At 60.7% G+C, this 24,330-nt stretch carries 21 protein-coding genes and 1 rRNA gene; 12 read left to right on the forward strand and 10 right to left on the reverse strand.

Features of this window, described 5'->3' with window-relative positions:
* Positions 1 to 4: 4 nt before the first annotated feature.
* From rsxA to G533_RS0105555, 6 genes are read left to right on the forward strand one after another with little or no spacing between them, the layout of a single operon-like run.
* The gene (rsxA, locus tag G533_RS0105530; protein WP_027949109.1) at positions 5 to 583 is read left to right on the forward strand and encodes an electron transport complex subunit RsxA; all 579 of its coding nucleotides are present in this window, start codon (positions 5 to 7) and stop codon (positions 581 to 583) included.
* A 4-nt stretch (positions 584 to 587) separates the two neighbouring features.
* Positions 588 to 1,202 carry an electron transport complex subunit RsxB gene (gene rsxB, locus G533_RS0105535; protein ID WP_027949110.1) on the forward strand — a complete coding sequence of 205 codons (615 nt, stop codon included), beginning with the start codon at positions 588 to 590 and terminating at the stop codon, positions 1,200 to 1,202.
* Positions 1,199 to 2,923 (forward strand): electron transport complex subunit RsxC, encoded by a 1,725-nt coding sequence (rsxC, locus tag G533_RS0105540; RefSeq protein ID WP_027949111.1) that lies wholly within the window; start codon positions 1,199 to 1,201, stop codon positions 2,921 to 2,923. The genes rsxB and rsxC overlap by 4 nt, the downstream gene beginning before the upstream one ends.
* A complete protein-coding gene (rsxD, locus tag G533_RS0105545) occupies positions 2,923 to 3,951 on the forward strand; it encodes an electron transport complex subunit RsxD (protein ID WP_027949112.1) in 1,029 nt (342 codons plus the stop codon). Before rsxC ends, rsxD begins: the two co-directional genes overlap by 1 nt.
* On the forward strand, positions 3,951 to 4,604 hold the full coding sequence (gene rsxG / locus G533_RS0105550) for an electron transport complex subunit RsxG (RefSeq protein WP_027949113.1): 654 nt from the start codon (positions 3,951 to 3,953) through the stop codon (positions 4,602 to 4,604). The genes rsxD and rsxG overlap by 1 nt, the downstream gene beginning before the upstream one ends.
* Positions 4,601 to 5,314, forward strand: coding sequence for an electron transport complex subunit E (locus tag G533_RS0105555; protein WP_027949114.1), 714 nt, complete (start codon positions 4,601 to 4,603; stop codon positions 5,312 to 5,314). Before rsxG ends, G533_RS0105555 begins: the two co-directional genes overlap by 4 nt.
* Before the next feature lie 3 nt (positions 5,315 to 5,317).
* Here G533_RS0105555 and G533_RS0105560 read toward each other — a convergent pair whose 3' ends face one another.
* Genes G533_RS0105560 through G533_RS0105575 form a run of 4 tightly spaced genes read right to left on the reverse strand, consistent with a single transcriptional unit; the run spans position 5,318 to position 7,824 of the window.
* The gene (locus tag G533_RS0105560) at positions 5,318 to 5,728 is read right to left on the reverse strand and encodes a hypothetical protein (RefSeq protein ID WP_027949115.1); all 411 of its coding nucleotides are present in this window, start codon (positions 5,726 to 5,728) and stop codon (positions 5,318 to 5,320) included.
* A gap of 7 nt (positions 5,729 to 5,735) precedes the next feature.
* On the reverse strand, positions 5,736 to 6,146 hold the full coding sequence (rimI, locus tag G533_RS0105565; protein ID WP_051230000.1) for a ribosomal protein S18-alanine N-acetyltransferase: 411 nt from the start codon (positions 6,144 to 6,146) through the stop codon (positions 5,736 to 5,738).
* A gap of 47 nt (positions 6,147 to 6,193) precedes the next feature.
* Positions 6,194 to 6,913 (reverse strand): hypothetical protein, encoded by a 720-nt coding sequence (locus G533_RS0105570; protein ID WP_027949117.1) that lies wholly within the window; start codon positions 6,911 to 6,913, stop codon positions 6,194 to 6,196.
* A gap of 50 nt (positions 6,914 to 6,963) precedes the next feature.
* Positions 6,964 to 7,824 (reverse strand): glycosyltransferase, encoded by an 861-nt coding sequence (locus tag G533_RS0105575; protein WP_084638817.1) that lies wholly within the window; start codon positions 7,822 to 7,824, stop codon positions 6,964 to 6,966.
* A 77-nt stretch (positions 7,825 to 7,901) separates the two neighbouring features.
* On the opposite strand from G533_RS0105575, the gene G533_RS0105580 reads away from it, so the two are divergent.
* Positions 7,902 to 9,125 carry an Nramp family divalent metal transporter gene (locus G533_RS0105580; protein WP_027949119.1) on the forward strand — a complete coding sequence of 408 codons (1,224 nt, stop codon included), beginning with the start codon at positions 7,902 to 7,904 and terminating at the stop codon, positions 9,123 to 9,125.
* A gap of 122 nt (positions 9,126 to 9,247) precedes the next feature.
* Here the strand turns inward: G533_RS0105580 and G533_RS0105585 are convergent, their stop codons facing one another.
* Together G533_RS0105585 and G533_RS0105590 are read right to left on the reverse strand one after the other, a co-directional pair.
* Positions 9,248 to 11,551: a hypothetical protein gene (locus G533_RS0105585; RefSeq protein WP_144079799.1), complete on the reverse strand. Its 2,304-nt coding sequence runs from the start codon at positions 11,549 to 11,551 to the stop codon at positions 9,248 to 9,250.
* A 150-nt stretch (positions 11,552 to 11,701) separates the two neighbouring features.
* Entirely contained in the window at positions 11,702 to 12,847 is a 1,146-nt protein-coding gene (locus tag G533_RS0105590; RefSeq protein ID WP_027949121.1) for a pectin acetylesterase-family hydrolase, read from the reverse strand.
* Between the two features lie 257 nt (positions 12,848 to 13,104).
* Between G533_RS0105590 and G533_RS0105595 the strand changes: the two genes are divergently transcribed.
* Entirely contained in the window at positions 13,105 to 13,677 is a 573-nt protein-coding gene (locus G533_RS0105595) for a peroxiredoxin (protein ID WP_027949122.1), read from the forward strand.
* Positions 13,678 to 14,056: 379 nt separating this feature from the next.
* Here the strand turns inward: G533_RS0105595 and G533_RS0105600 are convergent, their stop codons facing one another.
* The 3 genes from G533_RS0105600 to G533_RS0105610 all read right to left on the reverse strand — a co-directional run bounded on the left by G533_RS0105600 (position 14,057) and on the right by G533_RS0105610 (position 18,708).
* Positions 14,057 to 16,561: a TonB-dependent receptor gene (locus G533_RS0105600; protein WP_027949123.1), complete on the reverse strand. Its 2,505-nt coding sequence runs from the start codon at positions 16,559 to 16,561 to the stop codon at positions 14,057 to 14,059.
* Between the two features lie 237 nt (positions 16,562 to 16,798).
* A complete protein-coding gene (locus G533_RS23340) occupies positions 16,799 to 17,440 on the reverse strand; it encodes a TetR/AcrR family transcriptional regulator (RefSeq protein ID WP_027949124.1) in 642 nt (213 codons plus the stop codon).
* Positions 17,441 to 17,532: 92 nt separating this feature from the next.
* Complete coding sequence (locus G533_RS0105610; protein WP_027949125.1) at positions 17,533 to 18,708, reverse strand: acyl-CoA dehydrogenase family protein; 1,176 nt, start codon at positions 18,706 to 18,708, stop codon at positions 17,533 to 17,535.
* A gap of 99 nt (positions 18,709 to 18,807) precedes the next feature.
* Between G533_RS0105610 and G533_RS23345 the strand changes: the two genes are divergently transcribed.
* From G533_RS23345 to G533_RS20675, 4 genes are all read left to right on the forward strand, one after another.
* Entirely contained in the window at positions 18,808 to 19,500 is a 693-nt protein-coding gene (locus tag G533_RS23345) for a TetR/AcrR family transcriptional regulator (RefSeq protein ID WP_027949126.1), read from the forward strand.
* Positions 19,501 to 19,552: 52 nt separating this feature from the next.
* Positions 19,553 to 20,593: an acyl-CoA dehydrogenase family protein gene (locus G533_RS20670; protein WP_051230002.1), complete on the forward strand. Its 1,041-nt coding sequence runs from the start codon at positions 19,553 to 19,555 to the stop codon at positions 20,591 to 20,593.
* A gap of 40 nt (positions 20,594 to 20,633) precedes the next feature.
* Positions 20,634 to 22,238, forward strand: coding sequence for an AMP-binding protein (locus tag G533_RS0105625; protein ID WP_027949127.1), 1,605 nt, complete (start codon positions 20,634 to 20,636; stop codon positions 22,236 to 22,238).
* Positions 22,239 to 22,310: 72 nt separating this feature from the next.
* Positions 22,311 to 23,921, forward strand: coding sequence for a PQQ-dependent sugar dehydrogenase (locus G533_RS20675; RefSeq protein ID WP_084638819.1), 1,611 nt, complete (start codon positions 22,311 to 22,313; stop codon positions 23,919 to 23,921).
* 72 nt (positions 23,922 to 23,993) lie between these two features.
* Here the strand turns inward: G533_RS20675 and rrf are convergent.
* Positions 23,994 to 24,109 (reverse strand): 5S ribosomal RNA (gene rrf / locus G533_RS0105635).
* Between the last annotated feature and the right edge of the window lie 221 nt (positions 24,110 to 24,330).

The following is a 24,330-nucleotide window of genomic DNA, read 5'->3' on the forward strand; positions in this document are numbered from 1 at the left end:
TATTGTGCTGGCCGACTATTCCATCCTTCTGATCGGAGCCATTCTGGTCAACAACTTCGTGCTCGTGCAGTTCCTTGGACTGTGCCCATTCATGGGCGTGTCCAACAAACTGGAAACCGCCATGGGCATGTCCATGGCCACCACCTTCGTACTCACACTCGCCTCGGCCTGCAGCCACCTGACCTACTACCTGCTGCTGGAGCCGCTGGGGCTCGAATACCTGCGTACCATCTCATTTATCCTGGTGATCGCCGTTGTGGTGCAGTTCACCGAGATGGTGGTGCGCAAAAGCAGCCCACTGTTGCACCGGGTGCTGGGTGTCTACCTGCCCCTTATCACCACCAACTGTGCCGTACTGGGTGTCGCACTGCTCAATATCAACAAGGACCACAGCTTTCTCCAGGCCTTGTTTTACGGCTTTGGCGCCGCGCTGGGCTTCTCCCTGGTGCTGATTCTGTTCGCGGCCATGCGCGAGCGCCTGGCCGTTGCCGACGTGCCAGAGCCCTTTCGGGGCGCTGCCATCGGCATGGTCACGGCCGGCTTGATGTCACTGGCCTTCATGGGCTTCGCGGGACTGGTGTAGCGTTATGCCGAGCTGGATCGCAGAATATCCATTGCTTGCGGCGCTGTTGGCGCTGGTCGGGCTCGGCGCACCGTTCGGTGCGCTGCTGGGCTTCGCTGCCGTGCGCTTTCGGACGGAAGGCAACCCGATTGCCGATGAAATCAACGCCATCCTGCCACAAACCCAGTGCGGACAGTGCGGCTTTCCCGGCTGCCGTCCCTACGCCGAGGCCATTGCCGGCGGCGAAGCCATCAACAAGTGCCCGCCCGGCGGCGAGTCCACCATCCAGGCCCTGGCGGACCTGCTGGACGTAGAAGCACCGCCGCTGGACGAGGAACACGGCGAGGAAAAGGTAAAGGCGGTGGCCTACATCCGCGAGGATGAGTGCATCGGCTGTACGAAGTGCATCCAGGCCTGCCCTGTCGATGCGATTCTGGGCGCGGCGAAGCAGATGCACACCGTGATCGCCAGCGAGTGCACAGGTTGCGACCTCTGCGTGGAGCCCTGCCCTGTGGACTGCATCGACATGATCCCGCAGCCTGAAAGCCTGCAAACTTGGCACTGGCAAATGCCCGCCCAACGCAGCAACAACCTGGAAATTATAGCCACCGATGCCACACCGGCCGAGCGTGCCGCATGAGGCGGGTGCATGATTTCCACGGCGGCATTCACCCCGCCGAGAACAAGCATCAGTCGCTGCAGCAGCCCATTCGCAACGCGGGTATACCGCCACAATTGATTCTGCCTCTGTCGCAGCACATTGGCGCGCCGGCGCGGCCGGTCGTCGCGGTTGGCGAGCAGGTACTGAAAGGGCAGTTGATTGCCGAGCCTGGTGGACATGTCAGCGTACCGCTACACGCGCCGACTTCAGGCATGGTCAGCGCCATTGAAGACCGGCCCATACCCCACCCCTCCGGCTTCCCTGCACCCTGCATCGTCATCGACTGCGATCAGGAAGACCGCTGGGCGCCACTGCAGGGTGTAGCTAACTACCGCGATTGCGAAGCCACCGAGCTGCTGGAGTTGATCCGCGCTGGGGGCATAGCGGGCATGGGTGGGGCGGGTTTCCCCACCGCCGTGAAGCTCGCCGGCAAGCCCGGGCGAGCCGTCAAGACCCTGATCATCAACGGCACGGAGTGTGAACCCTACATCACAGCCGACGACAGCCTGATGCGCGAACGGGCCACCGATATCGTCGAGGGCATTGCCATCCTGCAGCATATCCTGCAGCCGCAAGAGGTCCTGCTGGGGCTGGAAGACAATAAACCCGAAGCCATTGCTGCCCTGCGCGCGGCCACCGCTGGCAGTACCATTGAGGTGGTGACCTTCCCGACCAAATACCCGTCGGGCGGAGAGAAGCAGCTCATCGAGATTCTCACCGGGCAGCAGGTGCCCAGCGGCGGCTTGCCGGGAGACATCGGCATTGTCTGCCAGAACGTGGGCACCGCCGTGGCCGTGCGCGATGCCATCTGCCATGGACGACCGCTGCTTTCGCGCATCACCACGGTGACCGGCGACGCGGTGGAGGCTCCGCAAAACTTCGAGGTGCTGTTGGGCACGCCCATGCAGTACCTGCTGGAGCTTGCCGGCCTGCACCCGGAGCGCTGCAAGCGCCTGGTAATGGGCGGGCCGATGATGGGTTTCACCGTCACCACCGTGCAGGCACCTATCGTCAAGACCACCAACTGCATTCTGGCACCCACCGCCGCCGAGCTACCGCCACCACCGCCCGCGCAGCCCTGCATCCGCTGCGGCCTCTGCGCCGAGGCCTGCCCGGCAAGCCTGCTGCCCCAGCAACTGTTCTGGTTTGCCCAGGGCAAGGAATTCGAAAAGCTGGAGCAACACAAGCTGTTCGACTGCATTGAGTGCGGGGCCTGCTCGTGGGTCTGCCCCAGCCACATCCCACTGGTGCAGTATTACCGCGCCTCAAAGGCCGACATTCTGGAACAGCGACGCGAGCACGCCAAATCGGAGCAGGCGCGACAGCGGTTCGAGGCACGCCAGGTCAGGCTGGCACAGGAAGAAGAAGAACGCGAAGCCAAACGTGCTGCGCGCAAAGCGGCCGCGGAGAAGCGCGCCGAACTGGCCGCTCAGGGTGACGCGGAGGACCCGATCCAGGCCGCCATCGAGCGCGCCAAGGCCAAGAAGGCCGCACAGCAGGACGGCCAACCCGTCGCAGCCAGTGTTTCTCCCGAGGCTGCGCTGCGGCAGAAACTGGCGAAAGCCGAACAACGCCTGGCGCAGAGCGTTGCGTCTGGCGAGGACGCCAAAATCGTCAGCGCCCTGGAGGCCTCGGTGGAGCGCCTGAAAGGCAAACTGGCTGAGGCCGAATCAGCCGCAACAGAATCGGGAGCGACCTGATGGCACTGATGCGCGTCAGTTCGCCGCATGCTCACGGCAGCTACAGCACAGGCATGGTGATGCGCCAGGTGCTGCTGGCCACCCTGCCCGGTGTGTTTATGCTCACCCTGTTCTTTGGTTTTGGCACCCTGATCAATGTAGCCTGGGCGTGCCTGGTCGGCATCGCCTTTGAATCCCTGGCGCTGTTCCTGCGCGGGCGCTCCCTGACCTTCTACCTCAAAGACTGCAGCGCCCTGGTGACCTGCGTATTGCTGGGCATCGCCCTGCCACCCTATGCCCCCTGGTGGCTGATCGCCGTGGGTGTGGCGGCAGCCATTCTGATGGCCAAGCAACTCTACGGCGGGCTGGGCTATAACCCTTTCAACCCCGCCATGGTGGGCTACGTCGTGCTGCTGATTTCGTTTCCTGTGCAGATGACGGCGTGGGCGCCACCGCGTGGCCTCGCGGACGTACCCAATCTCTGGGAGGCCCTGCAAGCCTGCTTCCTGCCCGCCCAGTTCGATGGCGTCACCATGGCGACCCCGCTCGATATACTGCGCCAGAACCAGGGACTGCTCATGGAGGACCTGTGGGCCCAGACACCACAGTTCGGGCGCTGGGCGGGCATTGGCTGGGAATGGGTCAACCTCGCCTTTCTGGCCGGTGGACTGTGGCTGTTGTACCGGCGCATATTCACCTGGCATGCCCCGGTAGCCATGCTTGCCAGCCTCACGCTGATGTCAGCGCTTTTCTACGCCGGTGGCAGCTCCAGCAGTGGCGGGTCACCCCTGTTCCACCTGCTCAGCGGCGCCACCATGTTCGGCGCCTTCTTCATCGTTACCGACCCGGTCTCCTCCGCCGTCTCGGTGCGGGGCAGGCTGGTTTTCGGTGCGCTTATCGGCGTGCTGGTGTATCTGATTCGCGTCTGGGGCAATTACCCCGATGCCGTGGCTTTTGCGGTACTCATCGCCAACTTTGCCGCACCCTTCATCGACCACTACACCCAGCCACGCGTCTATGGCCACGGCAAGTCTGGAGGCACCGGCTGATGCAACTCCTGGGGCAATCGATTACCCGCAACAGCGCACTGCTGGCGCTCTTCGCTCTGTGCACAGCATTGCTGATTGGCGGCACCTGGCTCGCCACGCGGGACACCATTGCCCTGGAGCAGCGCCACGCGGAAGAACAGGCGCTGCTTGAAATCGTGCCCCGCGAGCGCCACGACAACAGCATGCTGGACGACACCCGCACACTGCAGCCGGGGGGCAACGACCTTGGGCTGCGCGAAGCCCGCCCCTTGTACATTGCACGCCAGAGCGGCGATGCTGTCGCCGTGATAGTACCGGTGGTGGCGCGAGACGGGTACAGCGGCGACATCGAGTTGATCGTCGGCGTCAATGCGGACGGCACCGTTGCCGGCGTACGCGCCGTAAAACACCGGGAAACCCCCGGCCTGGGCGACAAAGTCGACCTGCGCAAATCGCAGTGGATTCTCGATTTCAACGGCAAATCCCTGACCAACCCGCCACCCGCCCAGTGGGGCGTGCGCAAGGATGGCGGCGCGTTTGACCAGTTCACCGGCGCCACGATCACCCCGCGTGCCGTCGTCGCGGCGGTACAAAAGGCCCTGCAGTTCGTTCAGCGCGAGCACGCCAGCCTGTTTGGCAAACCCGACGCAACGCAGAAGGAGCCCACCGCATGAGTACTCCCGCCTACAGCGAACTGACTCTGAACGGTTTGTGGAAAAACAACCCGGCGATTGTGCAGCTGCTCGGCCTCTGCCCCTTGCTCGCGGTCACCGGCAATGTGGTCAATGCACTGGGCCTGGCCGCCGCCACCACACTGGTCCTGGCCTGTTCCAACACAGCGGTCTCCGTCATCCGCAACGTGGTATCGGATGCCGTGCGCCTGCCGGTGTTCGTTATGATCATCGCCTCTGCGGTCACCTGCACCGAGTTGCTGATGCAGGCCTTCGCCTTCGACCTCTACCAGATTCTGGGGATTTTCCTGCCGCTTATCACCACCAACTGCGTCATTCTGGGCCGCGCCGACGCCTTTGCCAGCAAGCATGCGGTTGCGCCGGCGCTCTATGATGGCCTGATCATGGGGCTGGGCTTTGGCGTGGTGCTGGTGATGCTGGGCGCCGTGCGCGAAATGCTGGGAACGGGGGCCCTGTTTGCCGATATGCAGCTGCTGTTTGGCGCCTCGGCGGCGAGCTGGAAACTGGTATTGATCGATGACTACCAGCCTTTTCTGCTGGCCATTCTGCCTCCCGGTGCGTTTATTTTCACCGGGCTGATGATCGCCGGCAAAAATCTCATCGACAGCCACATAAAACGCCGCCAGGACGCGCTGAAAGCCAGGCCGGTGAAAGGCGCCAAGCGGGTGCGCGTAACCGGCACCATCAGCTGACGCTCAGCCCGGGGCTGCCTCGCTCAGCGCCAGGGTGTCCAATAGTGCGTCGACGGCGGCATCGTCCATGCCACGGTTGTCGCTGTCGCAGCTGTAGCTGACAAACAGCAACAGGCCGTGCGCGGCAAGATACCATTCGCGGACCGCCGCATCTTCCTCGATGAAACGGGTCGACCAGCCTGCAAAGTCACCACAAGTGACCGCCTGCCAACCTGATGCCGCGGGCGACTCCGCCGCAGCAATCTGCCGGAGCTCTGCCTGTCCGAGGTCACCGTCTGTCTTGTGCAGCGTGGTCATCTCGAGGCAGCCCACATCGTCTTCGTCGGCGATGAGTACGGTGCCGTCCTCCTCGACATCGGCCCACCATTCAGGCGCCAGCGCCATCGTCCACCACTCGGTTTCCACTATGTTCATTGTTCTCTCACAGATCCAGTGACATCAGTACCGCATCTTCACGCCCAGGCGGCAGCGGATAATAGTTGCGCCGCAAACCGTCCACGTGAAACCCCATCTGCTCGTACAGGCGGCGGGCGGGCAGATTGGACTTGCGCACCTCAAGCACACAGCGCCGCGCTCCGGTTGCGAGCATGGCATCAACGGCCGACTGCAACAGACACTCCCCGAACCCCTGGCGTCGCGCGGAGCTGGCAACCACGATATTGTAGATACTGCCGTCATCAAACTCGCGCGCGTACACCACAAACCCCTGCAGGGCGCCATTCACTTCCAGCAACAGCGCGCGCTCCGAGGCATCTTCGGCCACCGCGCAGCAACGAACGAACTGTGATTCCCGCCATGGCCAAGCCGATGCCTGCGCATCCAGTGAAGCCATCCTGGGGATATCTTCAGGCAACGCGGGCCTGATAACCGAAGACACGGTTAGAGTTCCAACGCCGCCAGCGCCAGCCAGGCATCGCGCTTCAATGCGGGCTCAGCAATCATCTCGGCACTATCAGGCAAACGCACGGCAGGCACCGTGTCGAGCTCTGGCTGCAGCAGGTACTGGCCAGCATGCGCACCCAACAGCACGAGGCAATGGCAGCCTTTATCGCGCAACTGCCGCAGCACAAAACCGGTGAGCGCTGCGGCCGCGGCCTCCTCGCCCAGATCGAGCTGCCGGTTCGTATGCAGGGGCCAATCGAACCGCGTAGCCAGCGGCGCAGCCTCCCGCTCACCGCCGCGACGCATGGTGTGGGCAAACGCCATGGCGCGAATCAACTGCAGCTGCTCTGCCGGCAATTCCGGGCCTTTCACAGGCTGCAACCAAAGGCAGCCTCCGGCGACGATTGCGACCACGCTGAACGTGACCGCGGTTGCAGCAACAGGGCTGGGCGTGGGTGCCGGGACGGCTGTTGGCGCGCGCTTGGCTGGCGCCGACGGTGCGAGGGAGGGTGAGACCGCCGCCCGATCGGTTGTCGATACCGCATCGGTAGCGACCGGCGCGTCCGCCAGGGCCGGTGCGGCAGCTTCAGACCGCCATACAACCGGAACACGCGGCGCACTCGGCGCCGCACCGGGCAAGACCCTGCGGGCCACCAGCAGCTGCAACCCCAGGGGCTCCAGGCACGCCAGCTTGTGCAAATCTCGTGGGGTTGCCATGGTCGCTTCACGTTTCGACGAGCCGGCAGTCTAGCAGTTTTCGCAGGGCGCTACAGCCAGCGCCACCCGTAACGGTGGAAGAAACGCAGGCCCGCTCGCAGAAAATAAGCAACATGCTGCAGGCCCTTGCGTGCCGTTTCCCCGCCGTAATGGCGCACGCACATCTCGGGCAGGTAGTGCAGCTCACCCAGGGCAGCCAGGCGCAAGGACAGATCATAGTCTTCAAAATACAGGAAAAACGCCGGATCAAAACCGCCCATGCGGCGCAACACAGCCCCTCGCACCAGCATAAAGCAGCCGCTTGCCAGTGGCACGGCCGTAGGCCTGCCGGCAGCGTGTACGTCGTGCATGGCGTAGGCGGCAAGGCGCGCCGCGAAGCGGGCCTGTAACCACGGGGGCGCAAAGGCGCGCAACGCCAGCACCAGCACTGAGGGCATACGCTTGCTGAGATACGCCGGGCTGCCATCTGCCAGCTCCCCCCGGGGGCAAACGAGCACCACCTGCGGGTGCTCGCGCAGATACCTCAAGCCGACAGCCAGAGCCCGGGCGTCTGTGACAATATCCGGGTTCAGCACCAGATGGCAGTCAGAAGCACCTTGTTCCAGAGCCATATTGTGGCCGGCGCCGTAACCGAGATTGGCCGCCGCCTGCAGTACGCGGCACACCACCTCGGTGCGCTCCCAGGGCAGCTGACCGATGGTATCGCGCAGCGCCTGGTGGTACACCCTGCACACCGAATTATCCACAATGAGCACAGCAACCGTTGTGAGCGCGGCGGCTTCACGCGCCTTCTGCACCGCCACCAGCAGCGCAGCCAGGGTCTCTTCCAGGCGCGCCAGGTCGCTGTGGTAGACAACCACAGAAACGCACAGTGATGGGGCAGTAGCAGTCAACGTGGCCATGGCCGGCATGGTAGCAGCCGCACGCACCGACAACCTAGCCCAAGGCTGCTAACATGGCCGTTGAGGCAACGCGGGAGCACCACTTGATGACATCCAGTAAACAGCGCTTCCGCTTTGGCCCCGGGTTGCTGGTTACAGCAGCTTTCATCGGCCCCGGCACCATAACCACCGCGAGCTCTGCCGGCGCACACTATGGCTTCGCTCTGCTCTGGGCTTTGCTATTCTCCGTGTTCGCCACGTATATCCTGCAGGAAATGAGTGCCCGCCTGGGGCTCGCGACACGCGCTGGCCTGGCAGAAGCGATGCGTGCTCACTTCACCAGCCCACTACTGGGCAAACTCGCGGTTATCCTCGTAGTGGTCGCCATTGGCATTGGCAACGCGGCCTACGAGGCAGGCAACATTGCGGGTGCAGCGCTGGCGCTGAACACGGTATCCGGTCTCGGCACCGCTTTCTGGTCCGTGGTCATTGGGCTGGTCGCTGCCGGCCTGCTGGCAAGTGGCCGCTACGCGGTGCTGGAAGCCGTGCTGATCCTGCTCGTGCTGGTAATGAGCGTTGTGTTCATGCTGGCCGCTATCGTGGTGAGCCCCTGCGTGACCGACATTCTTTACGGTCTGCTGCGCCCGACGCTGCCCGAGGGGTCGGTCATGGTCGCCATCGCGCTGATTGGCACAACCGTAGTGCCCTACAACCTGTTCCTGCATGCCAATGCCGTGCGGGAAAAGTGGCCGGCGAACATCAGTCTGGAGCGGGCAGTTCACGAATCGCGCGTGGACAGTGGCCTGTCCATCGGTCTCGGTGGGCTGATCACCCTGGCGATCATGAGCACAGCGGCCACGGCCTTTTTTGGTACCGGCGTGACATTCGACGGCGGTTCACTGGCACGACAGCTGGAGCCCTTGCTGGGGCCGGCGGCAAACAGCATTTTTGCCGCCGGCCTGTTCGCAGGCGGCCTGACCAGCGCGATCACCGCCCCACTCGCCGCCTCCTATGCGGTTTGTGGCGCCATGGGCTGGCAATCCCGCATGAGCGCTCCGGGCTTCCGCCTGATATGGATTTCTGTACTGACCACAGGCACGCTGTTCGCGGCGCTGGGCACACGACCACTCGCCGCGATTTTGCTGGCACAGGCAGCCAATGGCCTCTTGCTGCCTGTGGTCGCCGTCTTCCTGCTCTTGGTGATGAACAGTCGCTCGCTACTGGGGGCACAGGCCAACGGGTGGCTTGCCAACCTGCTGGGAAGCCTGGTGGTAGCGGTCGCGGTGGGCCTGGGCGGCCTGAAGATCCTGGATGTTGCGGGCTGGCTGTAGGCCGCGACTCACCACCACCAACGACCGGACATCGGGGCACAACACCCACTCGGTGTTGCGCAAACCGGTGAGCCCCGTTTTAGCGCCTGGGGACGACACGCGCACCGCCCCCAAGCTTTCTTCTACGGATCAACAACCTCAAGGTTCAGGGTTTTGCTGACTACTTGCCCACCCTGGTCGCTGACTTCCACGACGATATCGTAGCTTCCCGTGACGGGACTTGCCCAGGAAAGCAAGGCGCCGCTTGTCCCGCTATTGCTCACGGAGAGCCCCACGGCGCCATCATTGAAGACCAGGGTCCAGTTTTTCTGCGAACCAGACTCGCCACCACTGGACTCCAACAGCGTCGAGTATGCACTTCCATCGGTCGCATCCGGCAACGTGGAGGTCTGAATCACAAGCTGCGGATCGGTAGCCGGGCCGGTGCCTGCCACGGTAAACCCGCACCGGAAGTCAAATTGCGCGTCTCCGCTACCTGTCTCAAAGGTCGCCGTGTACTCTATTGTCTGATCATTCTCTTCAGGCTGGGGCAAGGTAATGGAATAGCGCACCGCCACCGCCCCATTACTATCGGTAACACCCGCACTGGAGCCGCCATCGGAGGCCGGCGTGAAGATGAAATTGGGGCTGCCGCTTGGCCAGGTGAAATCGGAGGCAGAAAGCAGCGCGTTCGGAATGGGTTCTCCTGAATCTGTCAGATACACGAGCCCCAAGGTCCTGGACGAACAATTCAGGTTGCCAATGAGGTTGCCTGAACCCGAAGCAAGAATAGTGACCTCCACCTCGCTGGGCTCGCCGAGAGACTGAACGGAGAACAGAAGGGTAATTTCATCGCTTCCCGGGAGCTGGTCGCGGACGTTCACAACGGCCGAGGTGCAACCGCCAGCACCTGTAACCAGCGCACCTGACGATCCCTGCCCATTCACATCAACGCTGGCACCAAACGTATCCCCTACACTGAACTGGATAGATTGAGCGGGCAACGGCACTTGATTGCCGTCGCGAACGCAGAGTGAGACCACACCATTGGTCACATTACTCGTCAACGTTCTGGTCGAGGCAGTCAGGGTCAACCCCTCTTCTTCCAGTGAGCCGAGATAAACCGGACCACCGGGATTGAACACACGGCTGACGGAGAAATCCTCCGTTTGTGCGACGAGAAGCGCAGTGCGCCCAACATTGCTGAAGGGGTAAGTCAGCAGTGTGCTGGCTGTGCCGTTGGCATCCGTGAATGCCAGCGACTGGATATTGCCTACGCGAGCGCGCCCGATCACATAAGGCACATTCGCACCCTGATCTTCGCCGACGCGGAACGGCTCTTCATCTGTGCGGATCAAAAGAGAACCGGGCTCACCCTCTGGCAGCTCGGAGATTGTACGAATACCCGCATGGAAAAAGGAACGACCATCCGGGTCTGCATCCAACGCCAGGCGATCACCCACCCGTGCGCCCAAGGCGGCAAACCTGGCACCTGCAGCCTCGAAGCTGAAGTTACCTTCCAATGGGTTACCGTTGCTACCCTTAATAACAAAACTGCCAGGGCCTGATTCCGGATAGCCATCAAGGGGCGCATCTATCAAGCGGAAAAGTATCGGGGTATTGGTCGCCACAGGATTACCGTTGGCATCGGTAGCGGTCACCGAAACCACACGACTGTATGTGCCATTCTGAAAATCAACGGTTTCATCGGGAGCAAGGCCGACCTCTACCCTGTTAGTGCGGATAGCCTCGATGAACGGCCCTGTGAACTCCAGTGCGGCCGCGGGACCCGCTGTATTAACCACAAGGATAGATGCTGCAACCTCTGCGCCACCCGCAGTGGAACCATCCGCTGAACGTTCTGCACGAACCCGTAGGCTGGCCTCACCATCCACGGTGCCGGCCACAAAGAAAATTCGCGCATCACCATTGGCGCCGGTCTGCACACTCACGCTGGAGAGAGTTTCGTCCACGCCACCCGCAAGGTCTTCCTCGCTCAGCAAACCGCCAACGCGCGTTCCGGTAAACGAAACCGACACCTCCGCTCCAACGACCGGCAGACCCGTGCCACTATCTGAAACTTCAATCGCAATCTGTGCAACATGCGGGCTGTCGGCTTCCGCAGGCCTCTGCGCCACATTAGCGGGGACAGACTCCTTCTCGATGGTCAAGCTCAGGGCAAGGTTATTGGGCGTATCAGGATCCGGCAAGAAACCGCCACCGTCTCCACCGCCGCCTCCGCCACCACAAGCAGTCAACGCAAACGCGATAACAAATAGCGCAGCCAATCGGCTATAATGAGTAATGCCGCTGATGATCATTGTCGTCCCCTGTTGCCCACTCGGAAGCAGATCTTGATTTTTTTGTCCCAGCGCGATTATGCGGCGTTTACCCGCAGAATCAACCTGCTCGGAACCTGACGCCGCAAGCTTAGCACGTGATATCAAAAAATCTCTATTAATTACAAGCCCATAGAAGCTTTTTGTGACTTATTAGGTTAGAAAAAGCCCGTACGTTGAGCACAACCTGTATTTACTTCGTCGGCCAGGCACACAACCCGGTCGCCAACGGGTTGTGCCGGACCACTGCAGGTTGACCTAGTCGCGTGTCGTTTCCCAGCCTTCTCCTTGCAGCATGGAGCTGACCCAGTCGGCCACTGAAACACCACCAGCGGTCTTGCCCAGATCGCCGATCAGGAAGGTATGCTCCGTACCTGTCGCCACAAACGATTTAACTCGGTCAGGGAACGCCGCTTCAAGATCATCCAATTCGCCGATCAAAGCTGCCTCGAATGCCTCTCCACCCACCTGCACAAAGGTCAATGAGATCACGGTATCCCGCGTGTAGCTCATCATGCCCAGACTGAAATTTTCATCCTCACTGAGCTGATACTTGTGATAGTCAGTGATGTGGCCATCATCACCAATGCAGGTCTCACAGCTCTCGGGGAAAAACGCCGTGGCATTCCACTCGGTCAGCAACTGCTCGATGAAGGAAGGATCGTCAATACGTCCCAACCCCAAGCCAGAATCGTTGATCAACTCGATCGGCACGTCCGGGTACAACTGGCGCACCAGTGGTAGCGCATACGTTGTGCCAAAGCCGCCGGCGCTAACCCCGGTCAATAAAATGCGCCGCGGCGCCGGGAATGTATTCACCGCTACGTCCAGTGAAGCAGACAGGTTGTGGAGGCCCCGATGGAAGCGGTCGGCGCTGCCATCGTCGTCCGTATCTACATCCTGATCACCCGCATGTAAAGAGCCATCACAGTAAGGCAGGTACACTGTGTTCCAGCCCGCAACCGGGTTGTCCGCCAGGGCGGGATCCAACACGCCCAGGGCCGGGATGCCCGGAGCTGCCTGCTCAGTAGCGAGGCACAAATCAGACCAACAGGCCCCGCCGCCCTGAAGGAAGATCACCAGGTCCTCCGAGCCGGTGTCACGGGTTGCCATGGTGTATTCACCCCCAGTGAGGCACAGAGGCCCATCTCCGGCACCGAAGCTGTGATTGACGACATCACCATCCGTCTCAGACAGCATGGGCGTATATTCACCCAGGTAGCGCGCAATGCCCTGATCCAAAAGCTCCTGAAACGGTACCGCCGCAGGCTCTGGCGGCGGTTCAACAGGGGCCACAACGCTATCCACAGAATCGCTGCAGGCAGTCAGCACAGGCAACGCAGCGCACAGCGCAAGGGACAGCGGACGAAGGCTCGATCGGCGGAAAACATCCTGTTTTGTCATTATTAATCTCCGGGGCTATGCGCGCCGACCTGAATGTCAGTCGCTTGCCCGCTAAGATGCCCAGTCCCGCTCCATGTTTCAAGCATATGACACGATGGCGTTCAACTTACCTACGCCTACATACTGTTTTATAGATCATATGGTTCGAATTAATCATGTTTTCAGAACCGGCGTTCCGGGTTAAAGTGACAGTTCGTAGCAGAGCGCCGATACGGGCACTGTGCGATCACACATTGAGTCATAGACGAGGAGTTACCATGATCTCTGCAGGACAGGTTCCACAAACTGTTTTCAAGACGCGTGTTCGCGATGAATCCGTCGGCGGCGAGAACCCTTACCGCTGGCAGGACACCAGCACAGACGATATCTTTGCTGGCAAGAAAGTCGTCGTTTTCTCTCTGCCAGGCGCCTTCACCCCCACTTGCTCTTCCAACCACCTGCCGCGCTACGAAGCGCTGTTCGAGGAATTCAAGAGCCAGGGTGTAGACGAGATTTATTGCATCTCGGTCAACGACGCCTTTGTCATGTTTCAGTGGGGCAAGCAGATTGGCGCCAAGAACGTGAAAATGCTGCCCGACGGCAACGGTGAGTTCACCCGTAAAATGGGTATGCTGGTCGACAAGTCCAACCTGGGCTTCGGCATGCGTTCCTGGCGGTACTCCATGCTGGTCAACGACGGCAAGATCGAAAAGCTGTTTGCCGAACCCGACTTTGGCGATGTCTGCCCGACTGACCCCTTCGAAGTCTCTGATGCAGACACCATGCTGGCCTACCTGAAAGGGACCGAGTCAGAAGGCGTTGCTGCACCCAGCAAGTCTTTCGTCGGCTGATAAGACCCGGCGCTCCGCAGCTCATGCGGAGCGCTTCCCTCCTCAGCGGCTGAACCGCCGCTGTATGTGTTTTCGCCTCTCCCGCAATTGCGCTCCACGCCGTTCTGCCGTCAACGCATGGCAGCCTGAAATCTCATCCGGCAAGTCTTCCGCCGCGCCAGATTTCTATCGGAATCCGTCCCACGTCGCTTCATCTGTCCCCCTCGCCAAAAATACCGCCGGGTTATACAGAAGCCTAACCGGCGTCAAACATGATGATGCCGGCTCAAAGCCTGCATGAACAGGCAACAGCTACGTGTATTCACCACGAATGTGCCAGCAAAAAAAAGGGGCGCCCTCGCAAGGACGCCCCCAAAACCGGTACAGCCTGGCTGGTTAATCAGTACTCGTAAGTGATGTCCAGACCATACGTGCGCGGCGGACCGTATTCTTCGGTGGTCAGACCGAGGCCGCCGAAGTTGATGCCGAAGGTGGGGTAGTCATCATCGGTGAGGTTACGGCCCCACAGTGCCACCGACATGATGCCGTCGCCCACCTGAATGCTCTCCAGAGAAAGACGTGCATCAACCAGAGAGCGCGCATCCATGATCGCGTGATCGTAGATCACCGGTTGGCCACTGACATCGGCAGTCCACAGAGCGGACTCGGCCCACTCATCCTGCCAGTTGAGCTGGACATAGCCGCGAATGTCACCGAACGAGGTGCGTGCAAACACGTAGTCCGCCGAAGCGTTGATCTGGTTGCCCGGTGTGGTGCGCTTCGCAGCGTCCTTGGTTTCAATACAGGTGCCGCCAGTGCCGCACAACTCGGGGAACTTCTCGAAGTCACCGGTAACGTAGGCGTAGCCCACACTGAGAATCAGATCTTCCGCCGGTGCAACCTGTACTTCCAGCTCACCGCCCCAACGATCCGCTTCACCGGCGTTGGTGATCAGGGAGGTGGCGGTGCCGCCATCGGACTTGATCTGGCTTACCTGCATATCTTCATACACGTAGGTGTACAGAGAGCCGTTAACACGCAGGCGGTTGTCCCACCAGTCACTTTTCAGGCCCAGCTCCCACTGTTCCATGGTTTCTTCTTCGTAGGCGTTGTCGAACACCTCGCCATTGAAACCACCACTGCGGTAACCGGTTGCGTAGCGCAGGAAAACGTTCATGTCATCGGTCAGCTGATACGCCGCCGTGAGGTTCCCGCTCAGGTTGTAGAAGTTCTCTTCCCGGCTGGTAGAGCGCGCAGGCGTCTGGCCAAACGGCGTTGTCACCGCCGAATAATCGTAGAAGATATCCTTGGTCTCTTCCGTGTAGCGCAAACCGGCAGTCAGGGAAAGACGCTCGTCAAGCACATCCGGGCGCCAGGTTGCCTGGGAGAACAGTGCGATGGCGTCAGTGGAGTTCTCGTAGTACTGGGTACCAGCGCCGGCCAGCGGTGCGCTGAAAATTGCCGCACGGTCAAACTGGCCTTCGTCCTCAAAGTAGTAAAGCCCCACCACGTAATCAAGCCGGTCGGTCGCACCGATGATGTTGAACTCCTGCGAGGTCTGGTCGTAGTTCGACAGGGTATCCTGCTTCGAGTGGTTCACACCCAATTCGTCGATACCAGCCCACAGGCCGTCGACAAAGGGGTAGGCAAAGCCTGAAGTGGGCGCGTACAGCTGCGCCAGTGTCAGGTGAACCAGATCCGAGTAGACGCCCACACCGTTGGCATCCAGCGAGCTATCGATATTCTCCAGGTCGCCGAACACATAGGTTTGCAGCTCGCGGTAAGCGGTGATCGAGCGGAAGGTGACGTCGCCGAGCGCACCGAGGTCACCCAGCTCCCAGTTCAGGGTGAGGGTGTGACCCTCAACTTCGTTCTGTGAGGTGGGCACGAAATCGGCTACACCGCCACTGACGCGGCCCTGCCCGTCAGCTTCAATGCCCTGATAGACCCCGATCGTCTCCTGCAGCGAAGGAATCCAGCGCGATGCAATGCGCGGGTCACTTCCGGGAATGCTGGCCCAGAACTGCGCACCCTGCAGGGTACCCTGCAGCGCTGATATGCGGCTCACATTTCCAGCGGGGTCGAGCGCGGTGAAGCCGGTCACTTTCTGCAAACCTCCCTGCTCGTCGAGATCGCTGTTGTCGTAGCTGTAATCCACGCTCAATGCATCCGTGGGTTCCCACAACAGCGCAATGCGGTAAGCATCACGGTCAATGCTGTCGAAGCCGGCGCCACCATTCAGGTTGTCGTAGAACGGGTCACGCTCGCGTGTCTGGTAGCCAAACGCGGCGGACAGCTTGCCCAGCCCTTCGCCGACTTCGCCTATCGCGGGCAGGTCGACATTCACTTTCAGCTCCTGCTCGTCGTACTTGCCCAGCGTGCCTTTGGCGCGCACACCCAGCTCGCCCGTTGGCTTCCGGGAAATGAAGTTCACCGCGCCTGCAGTCGCATTACGGCCGTACAGGGTTCCCTGTGGGCCGCGCAACACTTCAATACGCTCCAACTCGGCAACGTCCATCGCCGAGCCCTGCATCTTGCCTACGTAAACACCGTCGAGGTAAACGGCTACGGCAGGGTCGAGGGAGAGGTTGGCGGGGCTGCCGCCGCCAAAGCCGCGAATGGCCAGACTGGTCGCGCCACGTGAGCCCGGGGCATTGAAGCCGGCTACGCCAGGTACTTGTCCAATCAGGCCCTCGGTGTTCTCGATGCTGCGTTGCTCCAACGCATCGGTAGTCAGTGCCGCGATAGACACAGGCGTTTCCTGCGTGCTCTCTGCGCGTTTTTGCGCGGTGACGATGACTTCCTCCAGCGCGGTTACCTGTGCCTGCGATGCCATGCTCATGCCAAAGGCGATGGATGACAGGGCCACGGCCAACGGGCGCGGCGCAAACCTGAATGTCTTCATGGGGGATCCTCTCATGCGGGTCAAACAGTTATCCCTGCACAGCGCCAGGGCGATGCGGGCCTTTTATGTCTTGCCTGGGTTATTACATGTCTCCAGCCTAAAAGTTTTCTGCGGTTACGTTTTAGACGGGGGGACAACTTTACACCGCACAACCGGCACGGAATAGTGATGAATTACCAAAAATTGAGGAAGTGGTGCAGATAACAATACCAGCGCGCGAGCGCCGGGGCCAGGGGTTCAGCGGTCGGCCGCGCTGGCCTCCGCACGCACGGAAAACCCTGAACCGAGGAACGCAGCGGCCACCGCCAACTCGGCATCGACACTGTATTTGGGGTCTGACAGCCAACTGAGCAGGCCGTATACGTAAATGCCCAGAATGTAGTGCGTTATACGCTCGACGCTGATGTCCGAACGCACCTCACCCCGCGCCTGCCCATCATGCAACATGGCGCAAAAGCTTTCGTGCAGCAGGGGCCAGCGGTGCTGGTCAACGCTGTATAGCGGGTCTTCGTAAGCGCGCAACGCGAGAATGAGCATGGCGCGGGTGAGCGTGGGAGTCTTGCGCGTCATTTCGGCGCCGTAGGCAAAAAAACGGGCCAGTTGCTCCTCGGCGGCCCCACCCTCCGCGCGAAAACGCTCAATGGCGGCAGCGAAGCGTTCGTCTACGCCAGGCACCAGCGCCTGCAAGATAGCCATCTTGCTGGGGAAATAGTTGAAGAGCGTAGGCTTGGATATGTCCGCCGCTTCGGCCAGCGCTTCGACCGTGACCGCTTCGTACCCCTGCCGGGTAAACAGGCTGCGCGCCACCAGTAAAATTCGTTCCCGCGTTTCGCGCTTCTTGCGCTCACGCCGCCCCTCGCCCTTGATGGCTACACTCATGACTTTAACTACCGTCTATTATTTTACCCTCACGGACAATGTAACGTTAAAGGGGCGCCATTACCATGGCCGAAACATCAAAATGGCTGCGATCAGCGGCTGTACGCACGCATGTTCAAGCCGAACGCGGCCACCAGGTCGCGCATGAGCTCCACCACGCCACCACCGAAGGTATTGATCTGGCACTTGCGGTATTCCTCTTCCAGATCACCGGCCAGCGCAGCGCCGGTGCTGCCGCGATGCAGCATACTGGCGGGCCCCATGGCGTCCATCAACAAACGATACACCGCGATCAGGCCCTCGGTGCTGAACGCTTTCATGGCTGACGCGTAGGCCACCTCCGGTTCGCCGTGCTCCATGCTCCACGCCATGCGCCAGGTCATGAGGCGCATGGCTTCAAGGCGCGCGTAACATTCCGCGAGCAGGCGCTGCACGGTGGCGTCGTCAATTGGTCGAACACCCGCAGCATCGGGCTCGCGAGACCAGGCGAGTACATCCTGATAAAGGCCATACGCATATATACCGATGGCGGCCAGCCCGACCCGCTCGTGGTTGAGCTGCGAGGTAATCAGCTTCCAGCCACCGTTGACCTGCCCGCAGATCATGTCATTGGGACAGCGCACATCGTTGTAGTAACTCATGTTGGTGCGCACACCACCCACCGTGTGAATGGGAGCAAAACTGAACCCCGGCTGATGCGCATCGACCATGAAGATGCTGATACCGGCATGTGGGCGAGCAGCCTCCAGGTCACTGCGTGCGGCCAGCCAGATGTAATCCGCCGCCTCCGCGCTCGAGGTATAAACCTTGGTACCGTTAATCACCCACTCGTCGCCCTCAAGCACTGCCGTGGTTTTCAGGGCAGCGAGATCGGAGCCGGCGTCGGATTCGGTGTAGCCAATGGCGAAGTGCAGTTCACCCGCAGCAATTTTCGGTAGAAAAAACGCCTTATGCGCCTCGGAACCGTGCGCCATAATGGCGGGTGCAACCGTGGAAATCGTCACAAATGGCAGCGGCGCGCGAGCGAGTTGCGCCTCTTCGAAGAAGATCATCTGATCCATGGGGCCACGCCCCTGACCGCCGAACTCTTTGGGCCAGCCGAGCGCCAGCCACCCGTCCTGGCCAATCTGGCGAATCACCGACTTGTAAGCCTCGCCACCTTCATTGCCGCGTGTCGCCTCTATCAGCTCGGGGGTCATGAGTGACTGAAAGTACTCCCGCAGTTCACTGCGCAAGGCCCGCTGCTCTGCCGTATAGTCGATATGCACGGTTACCCGCCTCCTGATTACCTGAATGGTCGTGTCTGGATTATTATTGAATTTGGATTCAATATCAATAATAATCCGGTTTCAGCCTGACGCACAGACATGATGCCCCTAAGCGACAATACATCACCCGCACCAAAGCGCCCCAAGGGGGAGCTTGCGCGTGAGCGGCTGAAAAGTGCCGCGATCGCCCTGCTCGACCGGGTGGGTTATCACCAGCTGCGGGTCAAGGACATCACGGCCGAGGCTGGCGTGGCGGCAGGCCTGTTTCATCACTACTACAACGGACTGGACGCGCTGATTGACGAAATACTCGAGGATCACCTGGCAGCCTTCGAGGCCACGGAGCAGATCGAGCGCGACGTCAGCAAAGGCGACTGGTTCAGCCGCTTGCGCTCACACTACCGGGTAGCCGTGCAGGCGCACGCAGCCCATCCGGGCATCATGCGCTGCATCGACCAATTCTGCGTTGACGACCCGGCATTCAGGGCGCGCTGGCAGGCTTCCTACAATCGCCGTTTGAAGCTGCTGGCTGCCGTGTTTCCCTACGTGTTCCCGAACAGTGACCTCAATGAGCACGAGGTCAACCTCGTGGTACACGCGCTCAGCGGTATAGGGCAGGAAGTGCTGCGCACCCGCTACATCGAACGCAACGCAGACCTGTTGGCACTCGGTTTGAGCGAGGATGAACTCGCGGAATGGCTGGCGGCACTGTTCTACCGCGGACTTTTCGCCTGTAATCCACCGCGACGGGTGCTCAACCACGCCGACAGGATTCTCTCCCTGAAACGATAGGCCTTACACTGAACACGCAGCGGCGGGTACGCCGCACAACAGGAGACTGACCATGGACTTCTCATTGAGTGACGATCAGGCGGCCATTGCCGAGCTGGCCACGCGTATTTTTCGCGACCAGGTGGACGACGCAGCGCGCGTGCGCCACCAGAACAGTTTTGACCGCGGGCTGTGGGAGACTCTCGCGAGCTCAGGTCTTACCGCGCTCGGGCTGTCAGAAGCCAATGGCGGCTCCGGCATGGGCTTCGCTGCGCAGTGCCTTGTCGCACAGGCACAGGGCGGGGTTCTCGCCCAGATTCCCCTGGCAGAAACGCTGCTCGCTGCCTACGCATTGGAGCGCGGTGGTGTCAGTGAGGGCTTGAGCAAGGTGGCCGATGGCAGCGCCCACCTCAGTCTTAGCCTGGGAGCAGGCCTTGAACTCACCGGAGGCACCCTGAGCGGCGAGCTGAGCATGGTCCCCTGGGCCGAGGATGCGCTGTATGTCGTGGTTTGCGCAGGCGACAGGCTGGTCGCTTTCTCTCCCGCTGAAGCTGACCTTGTACTGACACCACAACGCGTCAGTAATGGCCGCCCTACAGCACTGCTGCAAGTGGCTCGCGCCAAGGCTATCGACCTCGGTGGCAGTGACGCTATCGCCGCGCTGCGCCAACGCCAACAGGTGATGACCGCGTCAATACAACTGGGGGTGGCGAGCGAAGCGCTCGCGCGCACCGCAAGCTATACCAGCGAGCGCAAGCAATTCGGCAAAGCCCTGGCTGGTTTCCAGGCCGTCGCCCATCGCGCAGCGGACGCCTACATGGATATTGAAGCGCTGCGTGGCGTGGTCGACAGTGCCATGTGGCGTATTGACGAAGGGCTGGATGCCACCCTGCAGGCCGGCGCGGCGCGCTGGTGGGCGGCCGAGACATCACACCGCGTCTCCCACACGGCACAGCACCTGCACGGCGGTATTGGCGCGGATGTAGAGTACCCTATTCACCGCTTCTTCCTCTGGGCCAAGCAACTCGAGTTCGACCTCGGAGGTGCCGCGCATGAACTGGCCAGCATGGGCAAACACCTGGCCAGCAATCCACAGTCAGGCATCACCCTGTGAGCCACGCCCCAGCCTTACCATCGTTTTTTCGGAGCCACGCATGAATGTATTGAAGTTCGATCGCATCGAAGACCGTCACCTGGGGCGCGCACTCAGCCTGCAAGCCAGGCAGCAGCCCGATGCCACCTACATCATGTTCGGCGACACGCACTACACCTTTGCCGAGGCAGACCGTAAAGTTAACGAGCTTGCCGCCGGACTGGCTGGCCTCGGTCTGGGCAAGGGCGACCGGGTCGCCTTCTTCATGGGTAGCTCGCCAGAAGTCATTTTTCTGGCACTGGCGACCAATAAACTGGGCGCCGTCTGGAGCCCGGTCAACTCTGATTACAAAGGCGCCTGGCTCACGGAAACCATCAACCGCACGCGAGCCCACATTGTGGTAACCGACGACGCGCATGTGCAGCGACTTGCCGATGTACACGGTGAGCTGAGCGCAGGGCACTACGTCATTCTCGGCGACAGCACGGCGCTCCCCGGTGCCCACGCCTTCAACTCACTGTATATCGAAGGTGCAAGCGAGCCCGACATGTCCGGCCAGACCTATGGCGATACCTGCGCCGTACTCTGGACCTCGGGCACCACAGGGCGCTCGAAAGGCGTCATGCAAAGTCACAACGTGTGGTTCAATGCCGTGGCGTCGGGTGATGCGTTGTTCGGAACGCGCCCGGGCGATGTCATCTACACCGTCCTGCCCATGTACAACTCGGCCGCCTGGGTCACGTCCATTCTGCGCTCACTGATCGTAGGCATTCCGCTCGCGATCGATACGTCATTTTCGGTTACCCATTTCTGGGACCGTGTGGACTACTACGGCGCCACACAGAGCTTCACACTGGGCGCCATGCACATGTTTCTGTGGAACGCCCCATTGCGTGAGGATGATGCAAAACACAGTCTGCGCAAACTGATGGCCGTACCGATGCCGGCCGATGTCGCGGGCCCGTTCAGCGAGCGCTTTAATGTGGAATTGTTGCCCCAGGGGCTCGGCCAGAGCGAAGCCATGCAGCTGGTGATCGTCACCCCGGAGGAAAACAGCCTGCCTCCCGGAAGCTGTGGCACACCCGCCAAGGCGCTGGAAGCGCGGTTGGTCGATGACCAGGGCAACGATGTGGCCGATGGCGAGCCAGGGGAATTGTGGGTGCGTCCACGCGAACCCTACGTGATATTCAATGGTTACTTTGACGACCCCGAAGCGACAGCGGCCAGCTATTCGGGAGAGTGGTACAAAACGGGCGACATGCTGAAGCGACGCCCGGACGGCTATTACTTTTTCTCGGACCGCAAGAAAGATGCGGTACGCCTGAAGGGACGCAATATTTCCACCTTTGAAGTGGAAATGGTCGCCAGGCGCCATCCCGCACTGGCAGACTGTGCCGCGTTCGGTGTCCCCAGCGATATCCTCGCCTCCGAGACCGAGCTCAAGCTGAACTACATATTGAAAGCGGGGCAGACGCTGGCACCCGAGGAGCTGGCTCAGTTCATCAACGAAAATGCCCCGTACTTTTTTGTTCCACGCTACCTGGAGCAGGTAGAACAGCTGCCCTACACCCCGACCAACAAAGTGCAAAAATTCAAATTGCGCGAAGCGGGCATTACCAGCGCAACCTGGGACGCACAGCAAGCGGGTTTCAAAGCCCAGCGCTGACGCTGCACACCGGTCCCCCGCGCATGTTATTGTTGCGGCGTCGTACGCGGCTTGTGTTGAACAGGGGGGCTGATGTCAAAAGGGATAGCTGTCAGGGCGGCACTCCTGACGGGCGCGATAATAATCGCATTTGCACTTGGAGCCGCGTTGGCGTTGCGCGGCATACTCCCCGCTATTCCCGGCGTTACGGGCAAGGCATTGCAGGAAATCCCTGCAGCGGAAAAGGATAAAGCGGCGCCAGCGCCTGTCAAACCGGGCCCGCAAAAGAAACCTCAAGAGCAACGTCGTCCCTTGCGACCAGGCGAGCCCGCGCCCTACTACGGGGATCTGAACTCGCTTGCTGCCGTAAACGTGCGTGATGCAAGCCTGGATACCATCGCCAAAGGCCTGCAGTATCCCTGGGCGATGGAAATACTGTCGTCAACAGAAGCACTGGTCACGGAAATTGGCGGCAGCCTGCAGCGCGTGGATCTCGGTGACGGCAGTATCACTGCTGTCACCGGGCTCCCGGAAATACCCTCTGGCAAGGGGCAGCTGGGTCTGATGGATATCGCCCTGCACCCCGACTTCACACAAAACCGGCTGGTGTACTTCACGCATGCGGCGAAGCATAGTGAGGAGCCGGCGCGCTATACCACGGCACTCAGCCGTGCTCAGCTCAAGGGCAATGCGCTGGAGCACGTCGAGCGCCTGCTCACCGCTGACCCGTTTACCAAGGCGCCCGCGAACTTCGGTGGCGCCATTGCATTCGACGCCGCAGGCTACCTGTATGTCGGCATCGGCGACCGCACTAAAAATACACGCGCGCAGGACATGGGCTCACTGCATGGCAAGATCCTGCGTCTTATGGACGACGGCAGCATCCCGACTGACAATCCCTTCGTTGAACAACCCGGTATCGACCCACGCATCTACGCTGCGGGAGTACGCAACACCCAGGGCCTTGTGTTCGATACAGCCTCGGGAAAACTCTTCCAGACCGAGCACGGCCCCATGGGTGGCGACGAGGTCAATGTGATTGAGGCCGGGCGGAATTATGGCTGGCCCACCATTACCTACGGCGCCAACTACACCACGGAAAAGATCGGCCTCGGCACGCGGCACGACGGCTTGCAGCAACCACTCTATTTTTATTTACCTTCAATCGCCGCTTCGCCAATCACCATTTATCACGGCGCGATGTTCCCGGAGTGGGAGGGACACCTGCTGGTTGGTGCGCTCAAGGGTGCTCACGTCAGCAAGCTGGCCCTGGTTGATGGGCAGATACGTTCCGAACACGGGATCCTGCATGAAGCCAAGGGCCGTATTCGAGACCTGAAGGTCGCGAGCGATGGCTCGCTGTATCTACTGGTACAAAATGGTGGGCGGTTAATGCGACTCCATCGCGACCCGCAAGGTGAAGCGCTTGAGGGCGCCAAAGCCCGGGATGGCTATACGCTCTACCAACAGCTGTGTAGCAGCTGCCACAGTGCCGGGCTAGAAGGTGTTCCCCAGCTTGACCAGCCCAGCCAATGGGAGGAACGCAGGGAGCAGGGAATCGAGGCGCTGTACCGGAATACCCTGGAGGGCATTGGCGACATGCCCGCAAGGGGACTGTGCGATAACTGCTCGGACGAGGAGATCCGCGGAGCCGTGGAGTTCATGCTGAAAAAACTGGACGTGCAGCGAGTAAAGGCCCCATAAAAAACCCCGAAGCGCGACCACAACAAAGTAAAACGCCCCGCTCATTGCTGAACGGGGCGTTTTGGTATTAAAGCCTGGCGATGACCTACTCTCACATGGGGAGACCCCACACTACCATCGGCGATGCATCGTTTCACTACTGAATTCGGGATGGGGTCAGGTGGTTCCAATGCTCTATGGTCGCCAGGCAAACTGGCTTGACCGAGTCGGGTCCTACGCGCACTTTGCGCTGCCCTCGTCTTGTCAAATAAGGTGGTAAATCAAGCTGATACCGCTGTTCACGGGTCGTACCGACTTCATCTCGTCATGACTTCTGACGCGTACTTCCATCTCACTACGACTTGTCACAACATCCAGCTCTCTCGTGGCCTTTCATGCGCCACGCAAATCACTTGGATTATATGGTCAA

This window comes from Haliea salexigens DSM 19537, assembly GCF_000423125.1.
Taxonomy (GTDB): domain Bacteria; phylum Pseudomonadota; class Gammaproteobacteria; order Pseudomonadales; family Halieaceae; genus Haliea; species Haliea salexigens.

What these genes read in the sequence shown, in the direction of transcription:
- G533_RS0105625 (WP_027949127.1), top strand. Translation starts at nt 20,634, where the DNA reads ATGAATGTATTGAAGTTCGATCGCATCGAAGACCGTCACCTGGGGCGC.
- G533_RS0105580 (WP_027949119.1), top strand. Translation starts at nt 7,902, where the DNA reads ATGACATCCAGTAAACAGCGCTTCCGCTTTGGCCCCGGGTTGCTGGTT.
- G533_RS0105590 (WP_027949121.1), bottom strand. Translation starts at nt 12,847, where the DNA reads ATGACAAAACAGGATGTTTTCCGCCGATCGAGCCTTCGTCCGCTGTCC.
- G533_RS0105575 (WP_084638817.1), bottom strand. Translation starts at nt 7,824, where the DNA reads ATGCCGGCCATGGCCACGTTGACTGCTACTGCCCCATCACTGTGCGTT.
- G533_RS20675 (WP_084638819.1), top strand. Translation starts at nt 22,311, where the DNA reads ATGTCAAAAGGGATAGCTGTCAGGGCGGCACTCCTGACGGGCGCGATA.
- G533_RS0105595 (WP_027949122.1), top strand. Translation starts at nt 13,105, where the DNA reads ATGATCTCTGCAGGACAGGTTCCACAAACTGTTTTCAAGACGCGTGTT.
- G533_RS0105600 (WP_027949123.1), bottom strand. Translation starts at nt 16,561, where the DNA reads ATGAAGACATTCAGGTTTGCGCCGCGCCCGTTGGCCGTGGCCCTGTCA.
- G533_RS0105570 (WP_027949117.1), bottom strand. Translation starts at nt 6,913, where the DNA reads ATGGCAACCCCACGAGATTTGCACAAGCTGGCGTGCCTGGAGCCCCTG.
- rsxC (WP_027949111.1), top strand. Translation starts at nt 1,199, where the DNA reads ATGAGGCGGGTGCATGATTTCCACGGCGGCATTCACCCCGCCGAGAAC.
- rsxB (WP_027949110.1), top strand. Translation starts at nt 588, where the DNA reads ATGCCGAGCTGGATCGCAGAATATCCATTGCTTGCGGCGCTGTTGGCG.
- rsxD (WP_027949112.1), top strand. Translation starts at nt 2,923, where the DNA reads ATGGCACTGATGCGCGTCAGTTCGCCGCATGCTCACGGCAGCTACAGC.
- G533_RS23340 (WP_027949124.1), bottom strand. Translation starts at nt 17,440, where the DNA reads ATGAGTGTAGCCATCAAGGGCGAGGGGCGGCGTGAGCGCAAGAAGCGC.
- rsxG (WP_027949113.1), top strand. Translation starts at nt 3,951, where the DNA reads ATGCAACTCCTGGGGCAATCGATTACCCGCAACAGCGCACTGCTGGCG.
- G533_RS23345 (WP_027949126.1), top strand. Translation starts at nt 18,808, where the DNA reads ATGATGCCCCTAAGCGACAATACATCACCCGCACCAAAGCGCCCCAAG.
- G533_RS0105555 (WP_027949114.1), top strand. Translation starts at nt 4,601, where the DNA reads ATGAGTACTCCCGCCTACAGCGAACTGACTCTGAACGGTTTGTGGAAA.
- G533_RS20670 (WP_051230002.1), top strand. Translation starts at nt 19,553, where the DNA reads ATGGACTTCTCATTGAGTGACGATCAGGCGGCCATTGCCGAGCTGGCC.
- G533_RS0105560 (WP_027949115.1), bottom strand. Translation starts at nt 5,728, where the DNA reads ATGAACATAGTGGAAACCGAGTGGTGGACGATGGCGCTGGCGCCTGAA.
- rimI (WP_051230000.1), bottom strand. Translation starts at nt 6,146, where the DNA reads ATGGCTTCACTGGATGCGCAGGCATCGGCTTGGCCATGGCGGGAATCA.